At 58.2% G+C, this 14,756-nt stretch carries 17 protein-coding genes; 14 read left to right on the forward strand and 3 right to left on the reverse strand.

Translation table 11 applies throughout. From position 1 onward, the window contains the following. From BA066_03590 to BA066_03615, 6 genes are all read left to right on the forward strand, one after another. Positions 1-370 (forward strand): branched-chain amino acid ABC transporter permease (locus tag BA066_03590; GenBank protein ID RDD53583.1); only part of this gene is annotated, 370 nt, incomplete at its 5' end. A 4-nt stretch (positions 371-374) separates the two neighbouring features. Further along, a complete protein-coding gene (locus BA066_03595) occupies positions 375-1,427 on the forward strand; it encodes a branched-chain amino acid ABC transporter permease (GenBank protein RDD53584.1) in 1,053 nt (350 codons plus the stop codon). Positions 1,428-1,460: 33 nt separating this feature from the next. Then, positions 1,461-2,507, forward strand: a complete 1,047-nt coding sequence (locus BA066_03600; GenBank protein RDD53585.1) for a proline racemase — start codon at positions 1,461-1,463, stop codon at positions 2,505-2,507. 205 nt (positions 2,508-2,712) lie between these two features. Beyond that, the gene (locus BA066_03605) at positions 2,713-4,353 is read left to right on the forward strand and encodes an APC family permease (protein ID RDD53586.1); all 1,641 of its coding nucleotides are present in this window, start codon (positions 2,713-2,715) and stop codon (positions 4,351-4,353) included. Between the two features lie 62 nt (positions 4,354-4,415). After that, positions 4,416-5,348 (forward strand): metallophosphoesterase, encoded by a 933-nt coding sequence (locus BA066_03610; protein ID RDD53587.1) that lies wholly within the window; start codon positions 4,416-4,418, stop codon positions 5,346-5,348. 4 nt (positions 5,349-5,352) lie between these two features. Beyond that, positions 5,353-6,159 (forward strand): hypothetical protein, encoded by an 807-nt coding sequence (locus BA066_03615; GenBank protein RDD53588.1) that lies wholly within the window; start codon positions 5,353-5,355, stop codon positions 6,157-6,159. On the opposite strand, the gene BA066_03620 is transcribed toward BA066_03615, so the two are convergent. Beyond that, complete coding sequence (locus BA066_03620) at positions 6,156-7,280, reverse strand: MFS transporter (protein RDD53589.1); 1,125 nt, start codon at positions 7,278-7,280, stop codon at positions 6,156-6,158. The genes BA066_03615 and BA066_03620 overlap by 4 nt on opposite strands. A 153-nt stretch (positions 7,281-7,433) precedes the next feature. On the opposite strand from BA066_03620, the gene argC reads away from it, so the two are divergent. The 7 genes from argC to BA066_03655 all read left to right on the forward strand — a co-directional run bounded on the left by argC (position 7,434) and on the right by BA066_03655 (position 13,784). Continuing rightward, positions 7,434-8,447, forward strand: a complete 1,014-nt coding sequence (argC, locus tag BA066_03625) for an N-acetyl-gamma-glutamyl-phosphate reductase (protein RDD53590.1) — start codon at positions 7,434-7,436, stop codon at positions 8,445-8,447. A 10-nt stretch (positions 8,448-8,457) separates the two neighbouring features. After that, entirely contained in the window at positions 8,458-9,231 is a 774-nt protein-coding gene (locus BA066_03630; GenBank protein RDD53597.1) for a [LysW]-aminoadipate/[LysW]-glutamate kinase, read from the forward strand. Between the two features lie 64 nt (positions 9,232-9,295). Beyond that, positions 9,296-9,490 carry a sulfonate ABC transporter gene (locus BA066_03635; protein ID RDD53591.1) on the forward strand — a complete coding sequence of 65 codons (195 nt, stop codon included), beginning with the start codon at positions 9,296-9,298 and terminating at the stop codon, positions 9,488-9,490. Next, a complete protein-coding gene (lysX, locus tag BA066_03640) occupies positions 9,487-10,323 on the forward strand; it encodes a lysine biosynthesis protein LysX (protein RDD53592.1) in 837 nt (278 codons plus the stop codon). Before BA066_03635 ends, lysX begins: the two co-directional genes overlap by 4 nt. A gap of 12 nt (positions 10,324-10,335) precedes the next feature. Further along, positions 10,336-11,460, forward strand: coding sequence for an aspartate aminotransferase family protein (locus BA066_03645; GenBank protein RDD53598.1), 1,125 nt, complete (start codon positions 10,336-10,338; stop codon positions 11,458-11,460). Continuing rightward, positions 11,444-12,460, forward strand: coding sequence for an N-acetyl-lysine deacetylase (locus tag BA066_03650; GenBank protein RDD53593.1), 1,017 nt, complete (start codon positions 11,444-11,446; stop codon positions 12,458-12,460). The genes BA066_03645 and BA066_03650 overlap by 17 nt, the downstream gene beginning before the upstream one ends. Positions 12,461-12,662: 202 nt before the next feature. Beyond that, positions 12,663-13,784 carry a radical SAM protein gene (locus BA066_03655; GenBank protein ID RDD53594.1) on the forward strand — a complete coding sequence of 374 codons (1,122 nt, stop codon included), beginning with the start codon at positions 12,663-12,665 and terminating at the stop codon, positions 13,782-13,784. Here BA066_03655 and BA066_03660 read toward each other — a convergent pair. Further along, a complete protein-coding gene (locus tag BA066_03660; GenBank protein ID RDD53599.1) occupies positions 13,768-14,013 on the reverse strand; it encodes a 50S ribosomal protein L13e in 246 nt (81 codons plus the stop codon). The genes BA066_03655 and BA066_03660 overlap by 17 nt on opposite strands. 251 nt (positions 14,014-14,264) lie before the next feature. On the opposite strand from BA066_03660, the gene BA066_03665 reads away from it, so the two are divergent. Continuing rightward, entirely contained in the window at positions 14,265-14,540 is a 276-nt protein-coding gene (locus BA066_03665; protein RDD53595.1) for an ATPase, read from the forward strand. Positions 14,541-14,622: 82 nt separating this feature from the next. Here the strand turns inward: BA066_03665 and BA066_03670 are convergent. Next, a partial coding sequence (locus BA066_03670) for a nicotinamidase (GenBank protein RDD53596.1) occupies positions 14,623-14,756 on the reverse strand: 134 nt, incomplete at its 5' end.

Below are 14,756 nucleotides of genomic sequence, written 5' to 3' on the forward strand. Positions count from 1 at the left end.
CCCCTCGCTCGCTCAGACGCTCGGGGTCAACGTTTCGAGGATGCTCCTGATCTCATGGTTCATAGCGGGGGCAATAGCCGGTGTGGCCGGCGCCCTCATGCCCTTCTACGTAATGTGCAACACCTACACGGGGATCCTCTACATAGCCGAGATGTTCTGCGCCAGCATAGTTGGAGGCCTGGACTATCTCTTCGGGGCTCCGCTGGGTGGCTTCCTCATAGGGTTCGCCAAGGTGCTCCTACTGTCGGTGGCAGCGTCCCTCATAGGCCCGGATATGATAAACTACGATCTGATAATACCTCTCGGCGCCATGGTCGTGACCCTGGCCCTGCTTCCCAAGGGGCTGGCTTCCCTGATAGCGAGGAGGTGATCCCATGCAGGTACTGGAGGAGGTTCTTATCTTCGTCAGCAGCTTCGTCGCAATATACTCGGTCTACCTGATAGTGACAGTCAGCCTGAACGTACAGAGGGGCTTCGCCGGAATACCGCAGTTCGGGCTTGTCCTCCCCGTAGCCGGCGGAGCCTACGTCGTGGGGAACCTCGCCAACAAGATAGCCCTATGGATGCTCGGGATGAAAACTGATCTCGATCCGGTAATGGAGAGCTCAGCGGTGCTCTCCCTGGTGAATCCCGTCCTGAGCTCCCAGCCCCATCTGGCCATGGGGCTGTTCCTGCTATGCCTCCTCATAGGCGCCGTGGTCGGTGCCGTGCTCGGGTTGCTGCAGGTCGCTCCGGCGATAAAGCTCAGGATAGATTACCTCTCAATAACCCTGCTGGCATTCGGGGAGATAATGAACGTTATAGCTAGGGCTTACAGGCCGCTGGTAGGTGGATCCTACGGGGTGCAAACCCCGATGGTCTTCGGATGGGCGGGGAAGTACACGATGGACGTCACAGCGCTCGTTATGCTCTTGATAGCCCTGCTCATATACGCTTACGCCGAGTACCTGGGAAGGACGCCCCTGGGGAGGACCCTGAAGGCCATAAGGGACAACGAGGTGGCCGCGGCGGCCCTGGGCAAGAGCATAGTCAAGTACAGGGCCATAGCTATAGTGATAGGATCGGCCTTCTGCGGTGTAGCCGGGGCCCTATGGGGATTCTACAACGGTAGCGTCATCCCGGGACAGTTCACTAGGTTCAACTGGACGTTCCTACCCTGGCTCATGATATTCCTGGGGGGACTAGGGAACAACAAGGGGGCCCTGGCCGGGGCCACTGTGTTCGTGGTGATCGATAGGCTCATAACATACTACAAGCATGAGTTCACCGGCCTGCTGCCCTTCGAGGTCATCTGGCTCTACCAGATAGTACTAGGGATCCTGACCGCCATCATACTGATCTACAGACCCCAGGGAATCCTGCCGGAGAGGCCTTACATACCGAAGGACGTGAGGGAGAGGCTCGGGAGGAGAGCTGGTAGATCATGATCCCCCATTTCCCTTTTTTGGGAGGGAGCTCCCATGGAGAGGATCCTGAGGAGGCTAATTGAGTGGGAGCCCCCGGCCGGCTGGCAGATCATAACGACCCTCGACATGCACACTGAGGGCGAGCCCCTCAGGATAGTGACGAGCGGCATCCCTGACATACCGGGAAGGAGCGTCCTGGAGAAGAGGAGGTACTTCATGGAGCATCTGGATCACCTGAGGAGGCTCCTCATTCTGGAGCCCAGGGGGCATGCGGATATGTACGGGGCCGTGATCGTGGAGCCCTCCTCAGGGGAGGCCCACTTCGGCGTGATATTCATGCACAACGAGGGATACAGCACGGGATGCGGGCACGCGGTCATAGCGCTGGCCAAGGCCGCCGTCCTCACGCGGGCCGTGGAGCCAGCGGAGCCGGAGACGGAGGTGAGGATAGAGACCCCCTCCGGCCTGGTCAGGGCGTTCGTGGAGGTGAGGGGAGGTGAGGTCGGAAGGGTGAGGTTCAGGAACGTCCCCTCCTTCGTCTACGCCTTGGATGAGGAGGTTCAAGTTGAGGGGCTGGGGAGGGTGAGGTACGACATAGCCTTCGGGGGCGCCTTCTACGCGTTCGTTGACGCTGAGGAGCTGGGGATCGAGTGCACACCAGAGGGCTACAGGAGGGTGATAGATGCCGGCATGAGGATAAAGAGGGCCATCATCGGGAGCAGGGAGGTGAGGCATCCGTTCGAGGAGGATCTCAGCTTCCTCTACGGCACAATATTCGTCTGTCCCCCTGAGGATGAGGGATCCCACAGCAGGCAGGTGACTGTGTTCGCGGATGGTGAGGTGGACAGGTGCCCCACGGGCACTGGGGTGAGCGCCAGGCTTCCCCTGCTCCTAGCGAGGGGGGAGGTGAGGCCGGGGGAGGAGCTCACCTTCGAGAGCATCATAAACACTAAGTTCACGGGGAGGATAGTTGATGTCGTCAAGTACGGCCCTTACGATGCCGTGATACCCGAGGTGGGGGGAGATGCTCATGTGATCGCGAGGAACGCGTTCATACTGGACCCTAAGGATGATCTGAAGCATGGTTTCCTCCTGAGATGATAGCCTTCCGCACTTCACTATGAAAAGGAAGATGCGCATTGAGGCCCGATCCACCGGATCCCGCGGGCCGGAATCCCCCGCCCTCGAACTTGGATCAAATTGAACTGGGGCATAGTATGTTAAGATCATTTCCAGTTGAGGAGGCGTAATCTTTATAAAAAATGCAAGGAAACCGGCCCAAGCCTACGTTAGTAGGTGAGAGATCATGTCGTCAGAAGTTGGAGGGGGAATAGTTCCGAAGGAGGTCTTCGCCAGGAGGGCCAGCGGCTTGGTGAGGGAGGCCAGCCTCATAGACGCTTTCTCCTTCGGCTTCCTGAACCAGGGCCCCGCTGTCGCCATATGGACCCTGCTGAGCTGGGGAATATGGCTCTTCCCCTCCGGGGACGTGCTGAACTCCATATGGATCGCCACCTTCTTCGGGGTCTTCGGCGCGGCGCTCGTATGGGGAATACTGGGAGCCTCAATGCCCAGGAGCGGAGGTAGCTACGTATACAACACCAGGATACTGCATCCTGCCATAGGAATGGCCGTTAGCTTCGCAGAGTACTTCGTCTGGTGGCTCTGGGGAATAATACTAGCTCCTTGGGTCGCTGATCCTGGCCTGAAGACTCTTTTCGGCATGCTCGACATGCAAGAGGCCGCTGAGTGGTGCGCCTCTCCGGTCGGCATGTTCATAATAGCATCCATAGTCAACTTCTTGGGCTACCTCTTCACGTTCTATGGGCTCAGATTCTACCTGTGGCACCAGAGGACGATGATGATCCTCTCGATGATAACCTTAGCCATCGTTGGTGTGATACTCGGGATGCATTCCCATGAGGAGTTCGTAGCGGCTTGGAACGCCATGGCAGCAAAGTACAACTCGCTGGACTACGAGGGAATGATAAGAGCGGCCATGAAGGTAGATCCTAGGGTGTTCGCCCCCACAGCAAGCGTCCTCTGGGGTACGCTGGGCCTCGTCGTGGTCAACGCCTGGTGGGCCAGATACGGCTTGGACCTCAACGTGATGGCTGGAGAGATAAAGAGGCCCCAGAGGAACATAATGATAGCTCAGATAAGCTCCGTTGTCGCTCCAGCTATATTCGTCCTCGTATTCGCTCTGCTCTTCCCGAGTGTCGTCGGAAGGGATTTCATGTACGCCCTCTCAGTTGCCGATAACGTTGGCCTGGACGGCTACAACATGCCTTTCCCACCGAACTTCATGGGAGTCACCAGGGTGTTCCTAGACATAAGCAACCCGTTGGGCTACACGCTGGCTGTGATAGCGGCCCTGAGCTTCATAATATGCGATTACATGTACATCCCGCTCGGATACGTTGCCGCCAGCAGGATAGCCGTGGCGTGGGGCATGGACAGGATGGGGCCGAAGTGGTTCTCCGAGGTGAATCCTAAGTGGGCGTCCCCCATCAAGAACCTGACGTTCTTCTTCATAGTCAGCGAGCTAGGAATAGCTCTCTACTCATTCGGAGGGGCCGGTCCCATCTCCTCGCTCGACTGCCCAGCGACCGAGGGCATATCGCTCTGGGGAGTCACTGCTGTAGGTGCGCTCATATTCCCGTTCGTGAGGAAGGTCAGGTCCATATGGGAGACCTCCCCCTACAGGAACTGGAGGATAGGTCCTATTCACATAATCACGATATGCGCCATAATAGACCTGATAAACGTGGCCATAATAGAGTACTTCTACTACACCACGCCCGAGCTCGAGGGAATAACGCCGGAGGGACTCATAGCCTTCCTCTTCGTCTGGACCGGTGGGATGCTCTGGTGGGCGTACTGGAGATGGAAGAACAAGAAGGAAGGGATAGACATAGACCTAGCTTGGAAGGAGCTTCCTCCCGAGTGAGACACCTTTTTATATTTTTTTAGTGGGATCATCGGCAGTCGCTCGATGAGAAGGGTGATCCCATGACCAGGATCCTGTTCATTACCGATGTGCACGGCTCCGAGTACGTATTTAGGAAATTCCTGAACGCGATTCCGATATACAAGGCTGATGTTGGCATACTGCTAGGAGATCTCTCTGGGAAGCTCATAATCCCGATAGTGAGGAACCCGGACGGCACATACGTGAGCACGTTCTTCGGGGGCACATATAAGTTCAAGGAGAAGGAGCTGGATGATGTCAAGAAGAGGATCTCTATAGCGGGCTATTACCCAATAATAGTGACGAAGGAGGAGTTGGAGGAGATAGAGAGGAACCCGGAGCTGAAGGACAGGCTGTTCGTGGAGAACATAAAGGCCAGGCTGAGCAGCTGGATCAGATTGGCCGAGGAGAGGCTTAGGGGGAAGAACGTCAAGATATTCATAGCGGCCGGCAACGATGACCCCCTTGAGGTGGAGGAGGTCCTGAACAGCAGCGACTTCGTCATCAACGCGGGGATGAGGAAGGTTTGGGTCGATGATCACCACGAGATGATAACGCTGCCCTACTCGAACCCCACCCCCTGGAGGACCCCCAGGGAGGTCCCAGAGGAGAGACTGGAGGAGCTCATAGAGGATCTCGTGAGGCAGGTGGAGAACATGGAAAATGCTATATTCAACTTCCACGTTCCTCCCTACGATTCCGGCCTCGACCTGGCCCCCAAGCTCTCAAAGGATCTGACGCCGTCGGTCAGCGAGATGATTCCTGTGGGCAGCGTCGCGGTCAGGAGGGCGATAGAGAAGTACCAGCCCATGATGGGCCTTCACGGGCACATACACGAGTCCAAGGGTGTCTGCAACATAGGGAGAACGGTCTGCTTCAACCCCGGAAGCGAGTACGGGGAGGGCATACTCAAGGGGGTGCTCATAGACATAGAGAGGGGGAAGGTTAAGGGCTACTCCTTCGTGTCCGGGTGAGACCATGAAGAGGTTCAGGTTACCCTCTGAGATACCGATAGAGGAGTACCCCTCGCCAGAGGAGTTCATACAGGAGGCGACGGCCATAGTTGAGGGGGCGAGGGAGAGGGGGATAACCCTGAGGGTCATAGGAGGAATGGCCATCTACATGCACAGCAAGGAGTACGAGGACCTCTGGAAGAGGCTGAAGAGGCTGGGAGCTAAAGTATTCACGGACATAGATCTGGCCGGTTATTCCAAGGAGAGGGATAAGATCGCGAAGTTCCTCGCGGAGAGGGGATACGAGGTTGATCAGAGGCTCCTGATGTACTACGGCAGGGTGAGGCAGATATACTACAGCGACAGGATACCGATGGTCGAGGTCTTCCTGGACAGACTTGCGATGAACCACACCATAGAGTTCAAGGGAAGGCTTGAGAAGGATCCCTTAACGCTGCCACTTGCCGAGCTCCTCCTTGAGAAGCTCCAGATAGTCAAGATGAATGACAAGGACTTCAAGGATTCGATAGTGCTTCTCAGGGCCCACGAGCTCGGGTGGGACGATGATGACAAGATAAACCTTGAGGCCTTCAAAATACAGGGGCTCTTCGACGACTGGGGATTCTGGTACACCGTGACAACGAACCTGCAGCTCCTCAGGAGCAAGCTGGATGAGTATGAAATTGAGGAGACTCACAAGGCCGTGGTGAGATCCAGGATAGATGAGCTCCTGAAGTACCTCAATGAGACGCCGAAGTCGAAGAAATGGGAGAAGAGGGCGAAGGTGGGGACCAAGGAGAAGTGGTACAACGAGGTTGAGGAGTGGCATTAAGCCCTCTCGCTTTTTATCATGGGGAGGGGCGAGAGGATCATCAGGGAGAATGCCAGGAGGAAGGGGGTGAGGGGATCGCTCACCTCCCAGAGGATCCCGCCCAGGTAGGAGCCAGCTGAGTGGGCCAATCCGGACATCACGGTTGCCGCACCGAATGCGGTGGCTCTCCTCTCCTTCGTCGTGACCTCGCTGAACAGAGTACTGAAAGCCACCTCCGCGAAGGCGAAGAGGGAGGAGTAGTATATTGAGAGAAGGATCACCGCATAGCCCGATCTCGAGAGGGCCCATGCCATTGATGAAGCTCCGGAGAGGAGGAAGGACATCAACAGTCCTCTGAGACCACCCATCCTGGCCATGAGGGGCCCGGCGGCCAGGCTGGAGAGGGAGATCAGAAGCTGGGCCGCGAAGAACATCAGCTGCACCTCGCTCAGGTTGAAGCCCATCACCCTCTCGGCGTAGATAGGTATCAGGGGATATATCATGCCGTTTGCGGCCTGAAAGATCAGTATGGAGGTCACGATCGGGATCACCACCCCCCTCACGGGGACCCGAGATTTCCCGCTTGAGCTGGAGGGCTCTGAGAGCAGGATCGATCTGAGGAGCAGGCAGATGGCCGTCACGATCGCCCCTGATGTGAAGATAGCGTCGAATCCCAGGATAGGTATCACGATGGCTCCCAAGAGCGGGCCAAGGGCCCATCCCAGGTTCATCAGGGAGTTGTAGATGCCGAAGGCCCTGGCCACCTCGCGGTCCTCCGATGACTCAGCTATCATTGAGCTGAAGGATGGGTTCTGTAGACCAGCGAAGAGGGAGGATAGCGTCAGGGCTGCCGTTGCGCTTGCCCAGTCCTTCAGGAGGAGCATCGAGATGTAGAATGGGGTGAATGTGGATGTCGATATGATTATCATCCTCTTCCTCCCGAACCTATCGGAGAGGAGACCTCCGGGAAGTTGAGAGATGGCCCATGCCATGTCTATCAGGGCGCAGCTGATCCCCACCTCGGGCACGCTGGCCCCCAGCCTCTCCAGGTAGAGCGGGAGGATCATCCACCAGGCGCCGAAGGTCGTGTCTATCGCGAACGCTGTGAGCGATAGCACCAGGACGTTCGAGCGGCCTCGCATGAGAACCTCCTCGCCGAGTCATTCGAGCATCCGGAGTTACGCTAAAAGCGACCTACCTCAAACGCTGTTCGTTTTTCGAGATGTTGTATGTGAACTACGGAACGAAAAATTTAAATTATCATCATGAGCCGCTCTCTGATTTGGTGATTCGTACTGAGAGTAGCGATATTCGGAGCATCCGGGTACACCGGTGGTGAGCTCCTCAGGATACTCCTGAACCATGGGGGAGTTGAGATAGCTGCCGTAACGTCGAAGGAGCACAAGGGCAAGCCCGTGCATCTGGTCCATCCTCACCTGAAGGGGTTGCTCAGATTGAGCTTCTCCTCAGTCGAGGAGGTGATGGGGAGGGACTATGACCTGGCGTTCCTCTCCCTCCCCCACGGGATGGCGAAGGACATAGCACCTAAGCTCCTGGAGGAGGGCAGGAAGGTGGTTGACCTGAGCGCTGACTTCAGGCTGAGGGACCCGGAGCTCTACAGGGAGTGGTATGGCTGGGATCATCCCGCCCCCGATCTGCTAGGGAAGGCCGTTTACGGAATTCCGGAGTTCAAGAGGGAGAGCATAAGGGGGGCCGGTCTGGTGGCGGTGCCGGGTTGCAACGCCACGTCAACTCTCCTAGCCTCAGTCCCGCTGGCCAGGCTGGGCGCTAGCCACCTGATAGCTGACCTCAAGGTGGGAAGCAGCGAGGCCGGTTCTAAGCCATCGAGGGGGACGCATCATCCGGAGAGGAGTCATGCGATAAGGGCTTACTCCGCATCGGGCCACAGGCATCAGGTCGAGGTCATGCAGGAGCTGGCGACCATCACCGGGAGGATTGTGAGGGTCAGCATGGTGCCCCACTCCGTAGGCTCGGTCAGGGGCTCCTACGCGAGCGTTCACTCCCTCATCGATGTGGATGAGGAGGGCCTATTCAGGGAGCTCGTCAGGCTCTACGCCGGGGAGCCGTTCATCAGGTTGACCCCCAGGGGCACATATCCAGACGTCAGGAACGTTCTGGGCAGCAACTTCGCCGATCTAGGTTGCTCAGCTGATGTCGGCAGGGCCTCCTGCTTCTCAGCCATAGATAACTTGGTGAAGGGGGCTGCGGGACAGGCCGTGCAGTGCATGAACCTGATGCTTGGCTTCGATGAGACCGAGGGCCTCATGACCCCACCGCTCAGGCCTTGAGGTGATACCCTTGATCCTGGTGAAGCTCGGCGGGAGGACCCTGAGGAACCTGAGGAGGATAGCCGAGGACCTGGTGGGCCGAGAGTTCGTGCTGGTCCACGGAGGGGGGGATGAGGTCAGCGAGGTCTCCAGGAGGATGGGCATCGAGCCCAGGTTCGTGACATCCCCGTCGGGCGTGAGGAGCAGGTACACCGACGAGAGGGAGCTCGAGGTCTATGTCATGGTGATGTCGCTCATAAACAGGAGGATAGTCAAAGAGCTGCTGAGCCTCGGGATAGATGCCCTGGGAATTTCTGGAGTGGATGGAGCCACGCTGATAGCCGAGAGGAAGGAGAGGATCGTCGTTGAGGAGAGGGGAAAGAGACTCGTGATACCCGGGGGCTACACCGGGAGGATACGCGAGGTGAGGACGGAGCTCTTGAGATTACTGCTGAATGCCGGCTACGGGGTCGTCATGTCCCCGATAGCCAAGGGGACGAAGGGGGAGATGCTGAACGTCGACGCCGACCAGGCAGCCGTGAGGCTGGCCGAGGCCCTGATGCCCGAGGCGCTTATAATACTCACCGACGTCGATGGTGTCATCGTTGACGGTGATCTGAGGAGAAGCATCGATCTCAGCGAGCTGGGTGCCATGATGAGTAAGGTGGGGGCTGGAATGAACAGGAAGCTTATGCTGGCTCGGGAGGTCGCTGACAGGGTGAGGGTCGTGGTGGCCAACGGACTGAGGGACGAACCCGTCACCAGAGCGTTGAACGGGGAGGGCACGATCATAGGTAACTGGTAAATCTTTCACCCTTATTTGACGAACTTCGAACCAAGAGGTGCGAAGATATCTTTTTAAATTCCCGATGATCGCACGCAGTGGTGCGAACATGGAGGCTGCATGTCCGGTGTGCGGATCGCCCGTGAGGCTGCCCGATGATGTCATACCGGGGGAGCTCTTGGAGTGCGGTTCATGCGGCGCGGTGCTCGAGGTCTTCGAGGAGGGAGGAAGTTACGCCCTTAGGGAGGCCCAGGGTGTCCTGGAGGACTGGGGAGAATGAGGGTTGCGCTAGTCTACGAGAGGATGAGGGAGGAAGAGGTCCAGCTGATGAGAGCTGTTGAGAGGCTGGGCCACGAGCTCTCCCTGATACATCTGAACTCCGATAATCACTTTCTCATAGGTGAGAGGACCCTGAGGGGTGATGTCGCCCTGATAAGGGCAATCAGCCAGACGAACGCCCTGCTCTCCTCGGAGCTGATGAGTCACATGGGTTTGAGATGCGTCAATCCTCCTGAGGTCTTGAGGGTGTGCGGAAACAAGTTGGCGACCTCCATGAAGCTCTCGGAATCGGGCATACCGACTCCGAGGACGGCGGTGGCCTTCTCCCTCGAGGGAGCTCTCAGGGCCGCCAGGAGCATCGGATTCCCCGTGGTAGTGAAGCCCGTAAACGGCAGCTGGGGGAGGCTCGTCTCACTGGCTAGGGATGAGGAGGAGCTCAGGGCGATAATAGAGCACAGGGAGGCCATGGGCTCACCCCATTACAGGATCCACTACGTTCAGGAGTACATCAGAAAGCCGGGGAGGGACATAAGGGCCTATGGAAATGAGGAGAGGTTCCTGACAGCCATATACAGGATCTCGGACCACTGGATAACGAACACGGCTAGGGGAGGGAGGGCAGAGCCTGTTGAGGCCAACAGTGAGCTTGAGGAGATAGTGGTGAGGACTTGTAGGGCCTTGGGTGGCGGCTTCCTAGGGGTGGACATAGTCGAGGACGAGGAGAGGGGGTTCCTCGTGATAGAGGCCAACGCCACAACCGAATTCAAGAACGCCGCCAGGGTCACCGGGGTCGACATAGCCGGTGAGATCGTCAGATATGCTCTGGGGATCTGAATGATCTCGCTCATGGAGTTCCACAGGAGGAGAGGGATCAGGCTGGTCAGGGGGAGGGGTCAGTACGTCTGGGACTCCGAGGGGAGGAGGTACTTGGATGCCCACACTGGTCACGGCGCCGCCTTCTTGGGACACAACCCTCCAAGGGTCGTGGAGGCAATCAGGGAACAGATGGAGAAGATCATGGTCTGCTCAAACGTCTTCTTCAGCGATGCTATGGATCTCTGCCTGGATCACCTCGCCACGATCCTCCCAAGGCCTCTCAGGAACGTTTACCTTCAGAACAGCGGGACTGAGGCCGTTGAGCTCGCTCTGAAGCTGGCTTTCATGGCCACTGGGAGGAGGCGCATCTTAGCATTCCAAGGAGGGTTTCACGGCAGGACCTTGGGCTCGCTCTCCGTTACCTGGAACCCGAGGTACAGGAGGGGCTTCCCCTCACTGGACGTGAGGTTCGCGCGGTTCAACGACCTCACCTCGGCCGATTCGGTCGATGATGAGACGGCCGCTGTCATAGTGGAGCCCGTTCAGGGTGAGGGAGGGATCAGGCCGGCCAGCGCCGACTTCCTCAGGGAGCTCAGGAGGGCCTGCGACGAGAGAGGGGCGGTCCTCATATTCGATGAGGTCCAGAGCGGATTCGGAAGAACGGGTGTCATCTGGGCGCACCTCAGCAGGGGAGTTGAGCCCGACATCATGACAGCTGGCAAGTGCGTGGGGGGCGGCTTCCCCGTAAGCCTCGTGGCGGCCAGGGACTGGGTCCTTGAGGGAGTGGAGGGAGGGGAACATGGGAGCACGCATGGTGGAAATCCGCTAGCCTGCGCAGCCATCTGCGGAGGGATCAGGACCTTGATGGAGGATGAAGTGCCTGATAGAGCCCTTGATTCTGGAAGAAAGCTGATCTCTATGCTTAAGGAGATCAAAGGGCCTGTGAGAGAGGTGAGGGGCGAGGGGCTGATGATTGGCGTGGAGCTGGAGATCCAGGCGGATCCGGTCATAGATTCCCTACAGAGAAAGGGGATCCTGGTCTCGAAGGCCGGGAGCAGTGTGATCAGGATCCTCCCACCTTACATGGTGAGCGAGGAGGACATCTCCTTCCTCGTGGAGGGGCTGGAGGGGGTCCTCGTTGAGCAGGGTGGCTGACGTCCTGATAAAGCTCCTCAGGGTGTACAGCCCAAACGGGAAGGAGAGAACTCTCGAGGACGAGCTCGTGAGGATAGCCAGGGAACTTGGGCTCGAGGCTCATTCCGATCCCGTGGGAAACGTCATAGCCGAGAGGGGAGATGCCCGCGTGGCCCTCGTCGGTCACTACGACACGGTGCCGGGGGAGCTGGAGGTGGTCATCTCGGGAGGGGAGGTGAGGGGAAGGGGTGCCGTCGATGCCAAGGGTCCCCTGGCCTCCATGCTCGTGGCCGCGTCCCTCTCGAGCTGCCCGGTGATGGTTGCCGCCCTTGCGGATGAGGAGGGGGAGAGCAGAGGAGCTCTGAGCCTCCTCGAGCGTGGCATCCCGGATTACGTGATAGTTGGGGAGCCATCGAACGCATCCGGTGTGGTCATCTCCTACAGGGGGAGCGCCAGGCTGATCCTGGAGTGCCGAGGCAGGGGAGGGCACTCCTCGCACCCGGGGGACTCCGCCATCGATAAGCTCATCGACAGCCTCAGCTCCATCAGGGGCTACGGCTTCCCAGGAGCCAGTTTGAGCGTGATAAGGGTTCAGGGTGGGAGCCCCTTCAGCGTCCTTCCCAAGTCGGCCTCGGCCGAGTTGGACCTGAGATTCTCCGGACGGGGGGATGCTCATGTAATAGCTGAGGAGATATCTAAGCTCATCCGCGAGGGCTGCGAGGCCCGTCTGCGGAGGGTCACCGAGCCCGTCTCCGTCAAGCCGAGCGATCCCGTTCCAAGAGCTCTGATGAGGGCCATACTGTCGTCGGGCGCCAGGCCCAAACTCCTAAGGAAGTACGGGACGAGCGACATGAACCTGCTCGCGAGCAAAGCGAGGAGCATAGCCGCATACGGACCGGGAAGGAGCGAGCTGGCTCACACCGATGAGGAGGCCATCTCCTTGGATGAGCTGGAGTTCTCCGTCGGCGTCTACCTCAGGGCTTTGGAGTACCTCTGCGGAGGTCCTCAACGCGGGCCATGAGTTCCGTGGGAGACCGCTCGAGGGACGCTTAGAGGAGCGATGAGGATCCCGATCAGACCTCAGAGAGGTGTATGCTGAGGTGAATTCACTCGAGCTGATATTTCGCCCCGGGCGTTCTCAGATTCAAGCGGGTGCTCTGCCGGGACGGAGGGCTGCGTCACGGTAAAATAGGCGCCCCCTCACTAGACTAGGTAATCCCGATATGGGATCAGGTCTTGTCGATCTCCTGGAACTCAAGCGGGAGCTGAGGAGGGAGTTGGAAAGCAGGCTGTCCCCAAGGGAGAGGAAGGAGGCCCTGATGGACTCTCACGCCAGAAGGGAGCCGAGGATGTGCGGACTCACGGTTCACCCCGGGAGGGGATGCAGCTTCGGGTGCAGGTACTGCTACATAGAGGACATGGGGTTCACCGGACCCCCGACCGTCTCAAACCTAAGCGGGCTTCAGCTGGCCTACGCCCTCCTCTCCAACCCCTACTTCCTTCCGTCCAGGGAGGGGACGCTTCTCGCCTTCGGATCCGTGACTGAGCCCTTCCTACCGAAGATGAGGGAGAGGACCCTCGAGTACCTCAGGACCGTCAGGGAGCTGCTGGGGAACCCCGCACAGGTCTCCACGAAGTGCTACTTAAATCAGGAGGACTCCTCCAAGCTCGTGGAGGCGGACCCCGGGCTAAGCGTCCTGGTCACGATACCCACCATGGATCGCGCTAGCGAGGTAGAGCCATTAGCTCCCAAGCCGGAGCTCAGGTTCCTGACCATAAGGAACCTCTCGAGGCTCGTTCACGTGGCCCTCTTCCTCAGACCCCTGATCCCGGGGATAGCTGAGGAGGAGGGACCGAGGATACTGGAAATAGCCAAGGAGTCGGGAGCGAGGGGGGTCGTTTTCGGGACGCTCAGGGTGACCCCCAGGATCATGGAGAGGATGAGGGGCATCGGAATTCGCCACCTGGAGGATCTCCTAAGCGATAGGAACTTGAGGAGCGGCAGACAGGTTCCGATAGATGCTTCCCTAACTAAATCTCTCCTGACCAGGATGGCCGCCGGGCTGGGCTTGAGGGTCTTCCCGGCCGCCTGCTCAGCCAACATCGAGGCCCACTCCCTGGGATGCCGAGCCTGCGACCTGGGACCCTGCGGCGGCGAGCCACCGGCCTCGGATGCGCGGGACCTGGAGGAGGGGCTGAGGCTATGCGGCATAGACGCCGAGGTCGTGGGGATTGGTGGGAGGCTCGAGGTCATCCTGAGGGATGGGGTGAGGAAGGAGAAGATCACCAGGCATCTGGTGAGCACGGCATCCAGGCGGAAGGTCGTCATCAGGAGGAATCTTTGACGTCCTGAGAGGCCTTCAACCTGATCAAGGCCTCCACGTTCCACTCGTGAACAGTTCTCCTCCTCCTATCTATGTAGATCCCGAGCCTCCTTGCCTCCGAGGCGCTTATCCCGGCCCTCTCCAGCTCTCCCAGGCTGAATCCCCTGCCTATCTTCTTCCTCTTCCACCGCGCGTTGAGGTGAGCACGAGGGGGCTCAGGGGTCTCATAGGCTCTATCGACGGGGCGAATTAATAAAGCTCTCCCTCAGCACCGCGAGGATCCCTCCGATGGATTAGATTTCCGTGAATATCATGAGAGGGTACTGTCAAGTTGAGAATTTTTGTGATATAAGAGAAATTTTTTAAATTATTTCCCATCATGATAGCGCGTGAGCCGCATGCGATGAAATATTTAATTTATAAACAAATTTTCGTCAATAAAATATCAAAAGGAGGGAGGCAAGCTTTTAAGCTGACTCATCCTGAGCCCCCGGTGGTCTCATGGGCATAGTGGTGATCAAGAGGGATGGGAGCAGGGAGGAGTTCTCGCCTGAGAAGGTAGTTGTCAGCTGCATGAAGGCCGGAGCCCCGCTTGAGGTGGCGAGGAAGATAGCCAGGATCTTGGAGTGCGATCTCCTGAGCAGGGGGATCACTGAGGTGACGACGAAGGAGCTTATGAAGAGCGCGCTCTCTCTCCTCAGGAGGGAGAACGAGGAGTGGTACCAGAACTGGATAATCTTCGATAGAGCGGTCAAGAGGAGGAAGACTGAGGACTGAGCGGGCAACATCTTCACTCTTTCACCGAGCTACCGAGACCATCGATCTCTTACTTTGAGGACCCCGCGCTCCCAAATCCCGCTTAGGCTATCTCATCCAGCCTCACCAGTATTCCCCCTTCCCTGAGCATCTCATACTTAGCCCTCTCCTCCCCATCCTTGGAGATCCCCCTCACCGCCTCCTCGACCACTAGGACCTCGTAGTTGAGCCTGAGCG

This window comes from Candidatus Korarchaeota archaeon NZ13-K (assembly GCA_003344655.1).
Classification (GTDB): domain Archaea; phylum Korarchaeota; class Korarchaeia; order Korarchaeales; family Korarchaeaceae; genus Korarchaeum.

Coding starts and splice junctions, on each gene's coding strand:
- BA066_03595 (RDD53584.1), top strand. CDS start 375: ATGCAGGTACTGGAGGAGGTTCTTATCTTCGTCAGCAGCTTCGTCGCA.
- BA066_03600 (RDD53585.1), top strand. CDS start 1,461: ATGGAGAGGATCCTGAGGAGGCTAATTGAGTGGGAGCCCCCGGCCGGC.
- BA066_03605 (RDD53586.1), top strand. CDS start 2,713: ATGTCGTCAGAAGTTGGAGGGGGAATAGTTCCGAAGGAGGTCTTCGCC.
- BA066_03610 (RDD53587.1), top strand. CDS start 4,416: ATGACCAGGATCCTGTTCATTACCGATGTGCACGGCTCCGAGTACGTA.
- BA066_03615 (RDD53588.1), top strand. CDS start 5,353: ATGAAGAGGTTCAGGTTACCCTCTGAGATACCGATAGAGGAGTACCCC.
- BA066_03620 (RDD53589.1), bottom strand. CDS start 7,280: ATGCGAGGCCGCTCGAACGTCCTGGTGCTATCGCTCACAGCGTTCGCG.
- BA066_03635 (RDD53591.1), top strand. CDS start 9,296: ATGATCGCACGCAGTGGTGCGAACATGGAGGCTGCATGTCCGGTGTGC.
- lysX (RDD53592.1), top strand. CDS start 9,487: ATGAGGGTTGCGCTAGTCTACGAGAGGATGAGGGAGGAAGAGGTCCAG.
- BA066_03645 (RDD53598.1), top strand. CDS start 10,336: ATGGAGTTCCACAGGAGGAGAGGGATCAGGCTGGTCAGGGGGAGGGGT.
- BA066_03655 (RDD53594.1), top strand. CDS start 12,663: ATGGGATCAGGTCTTGTCGATCTCCTGGAACTCAAGCGGGAGCTGAGG.
- BA066_03665 (RDD53595.1), top strand. CDS start 14,265: ATGGGCATAGTGGTGATCAAGAGGGATGGGAGCAGGGAGGAGTTCTCG.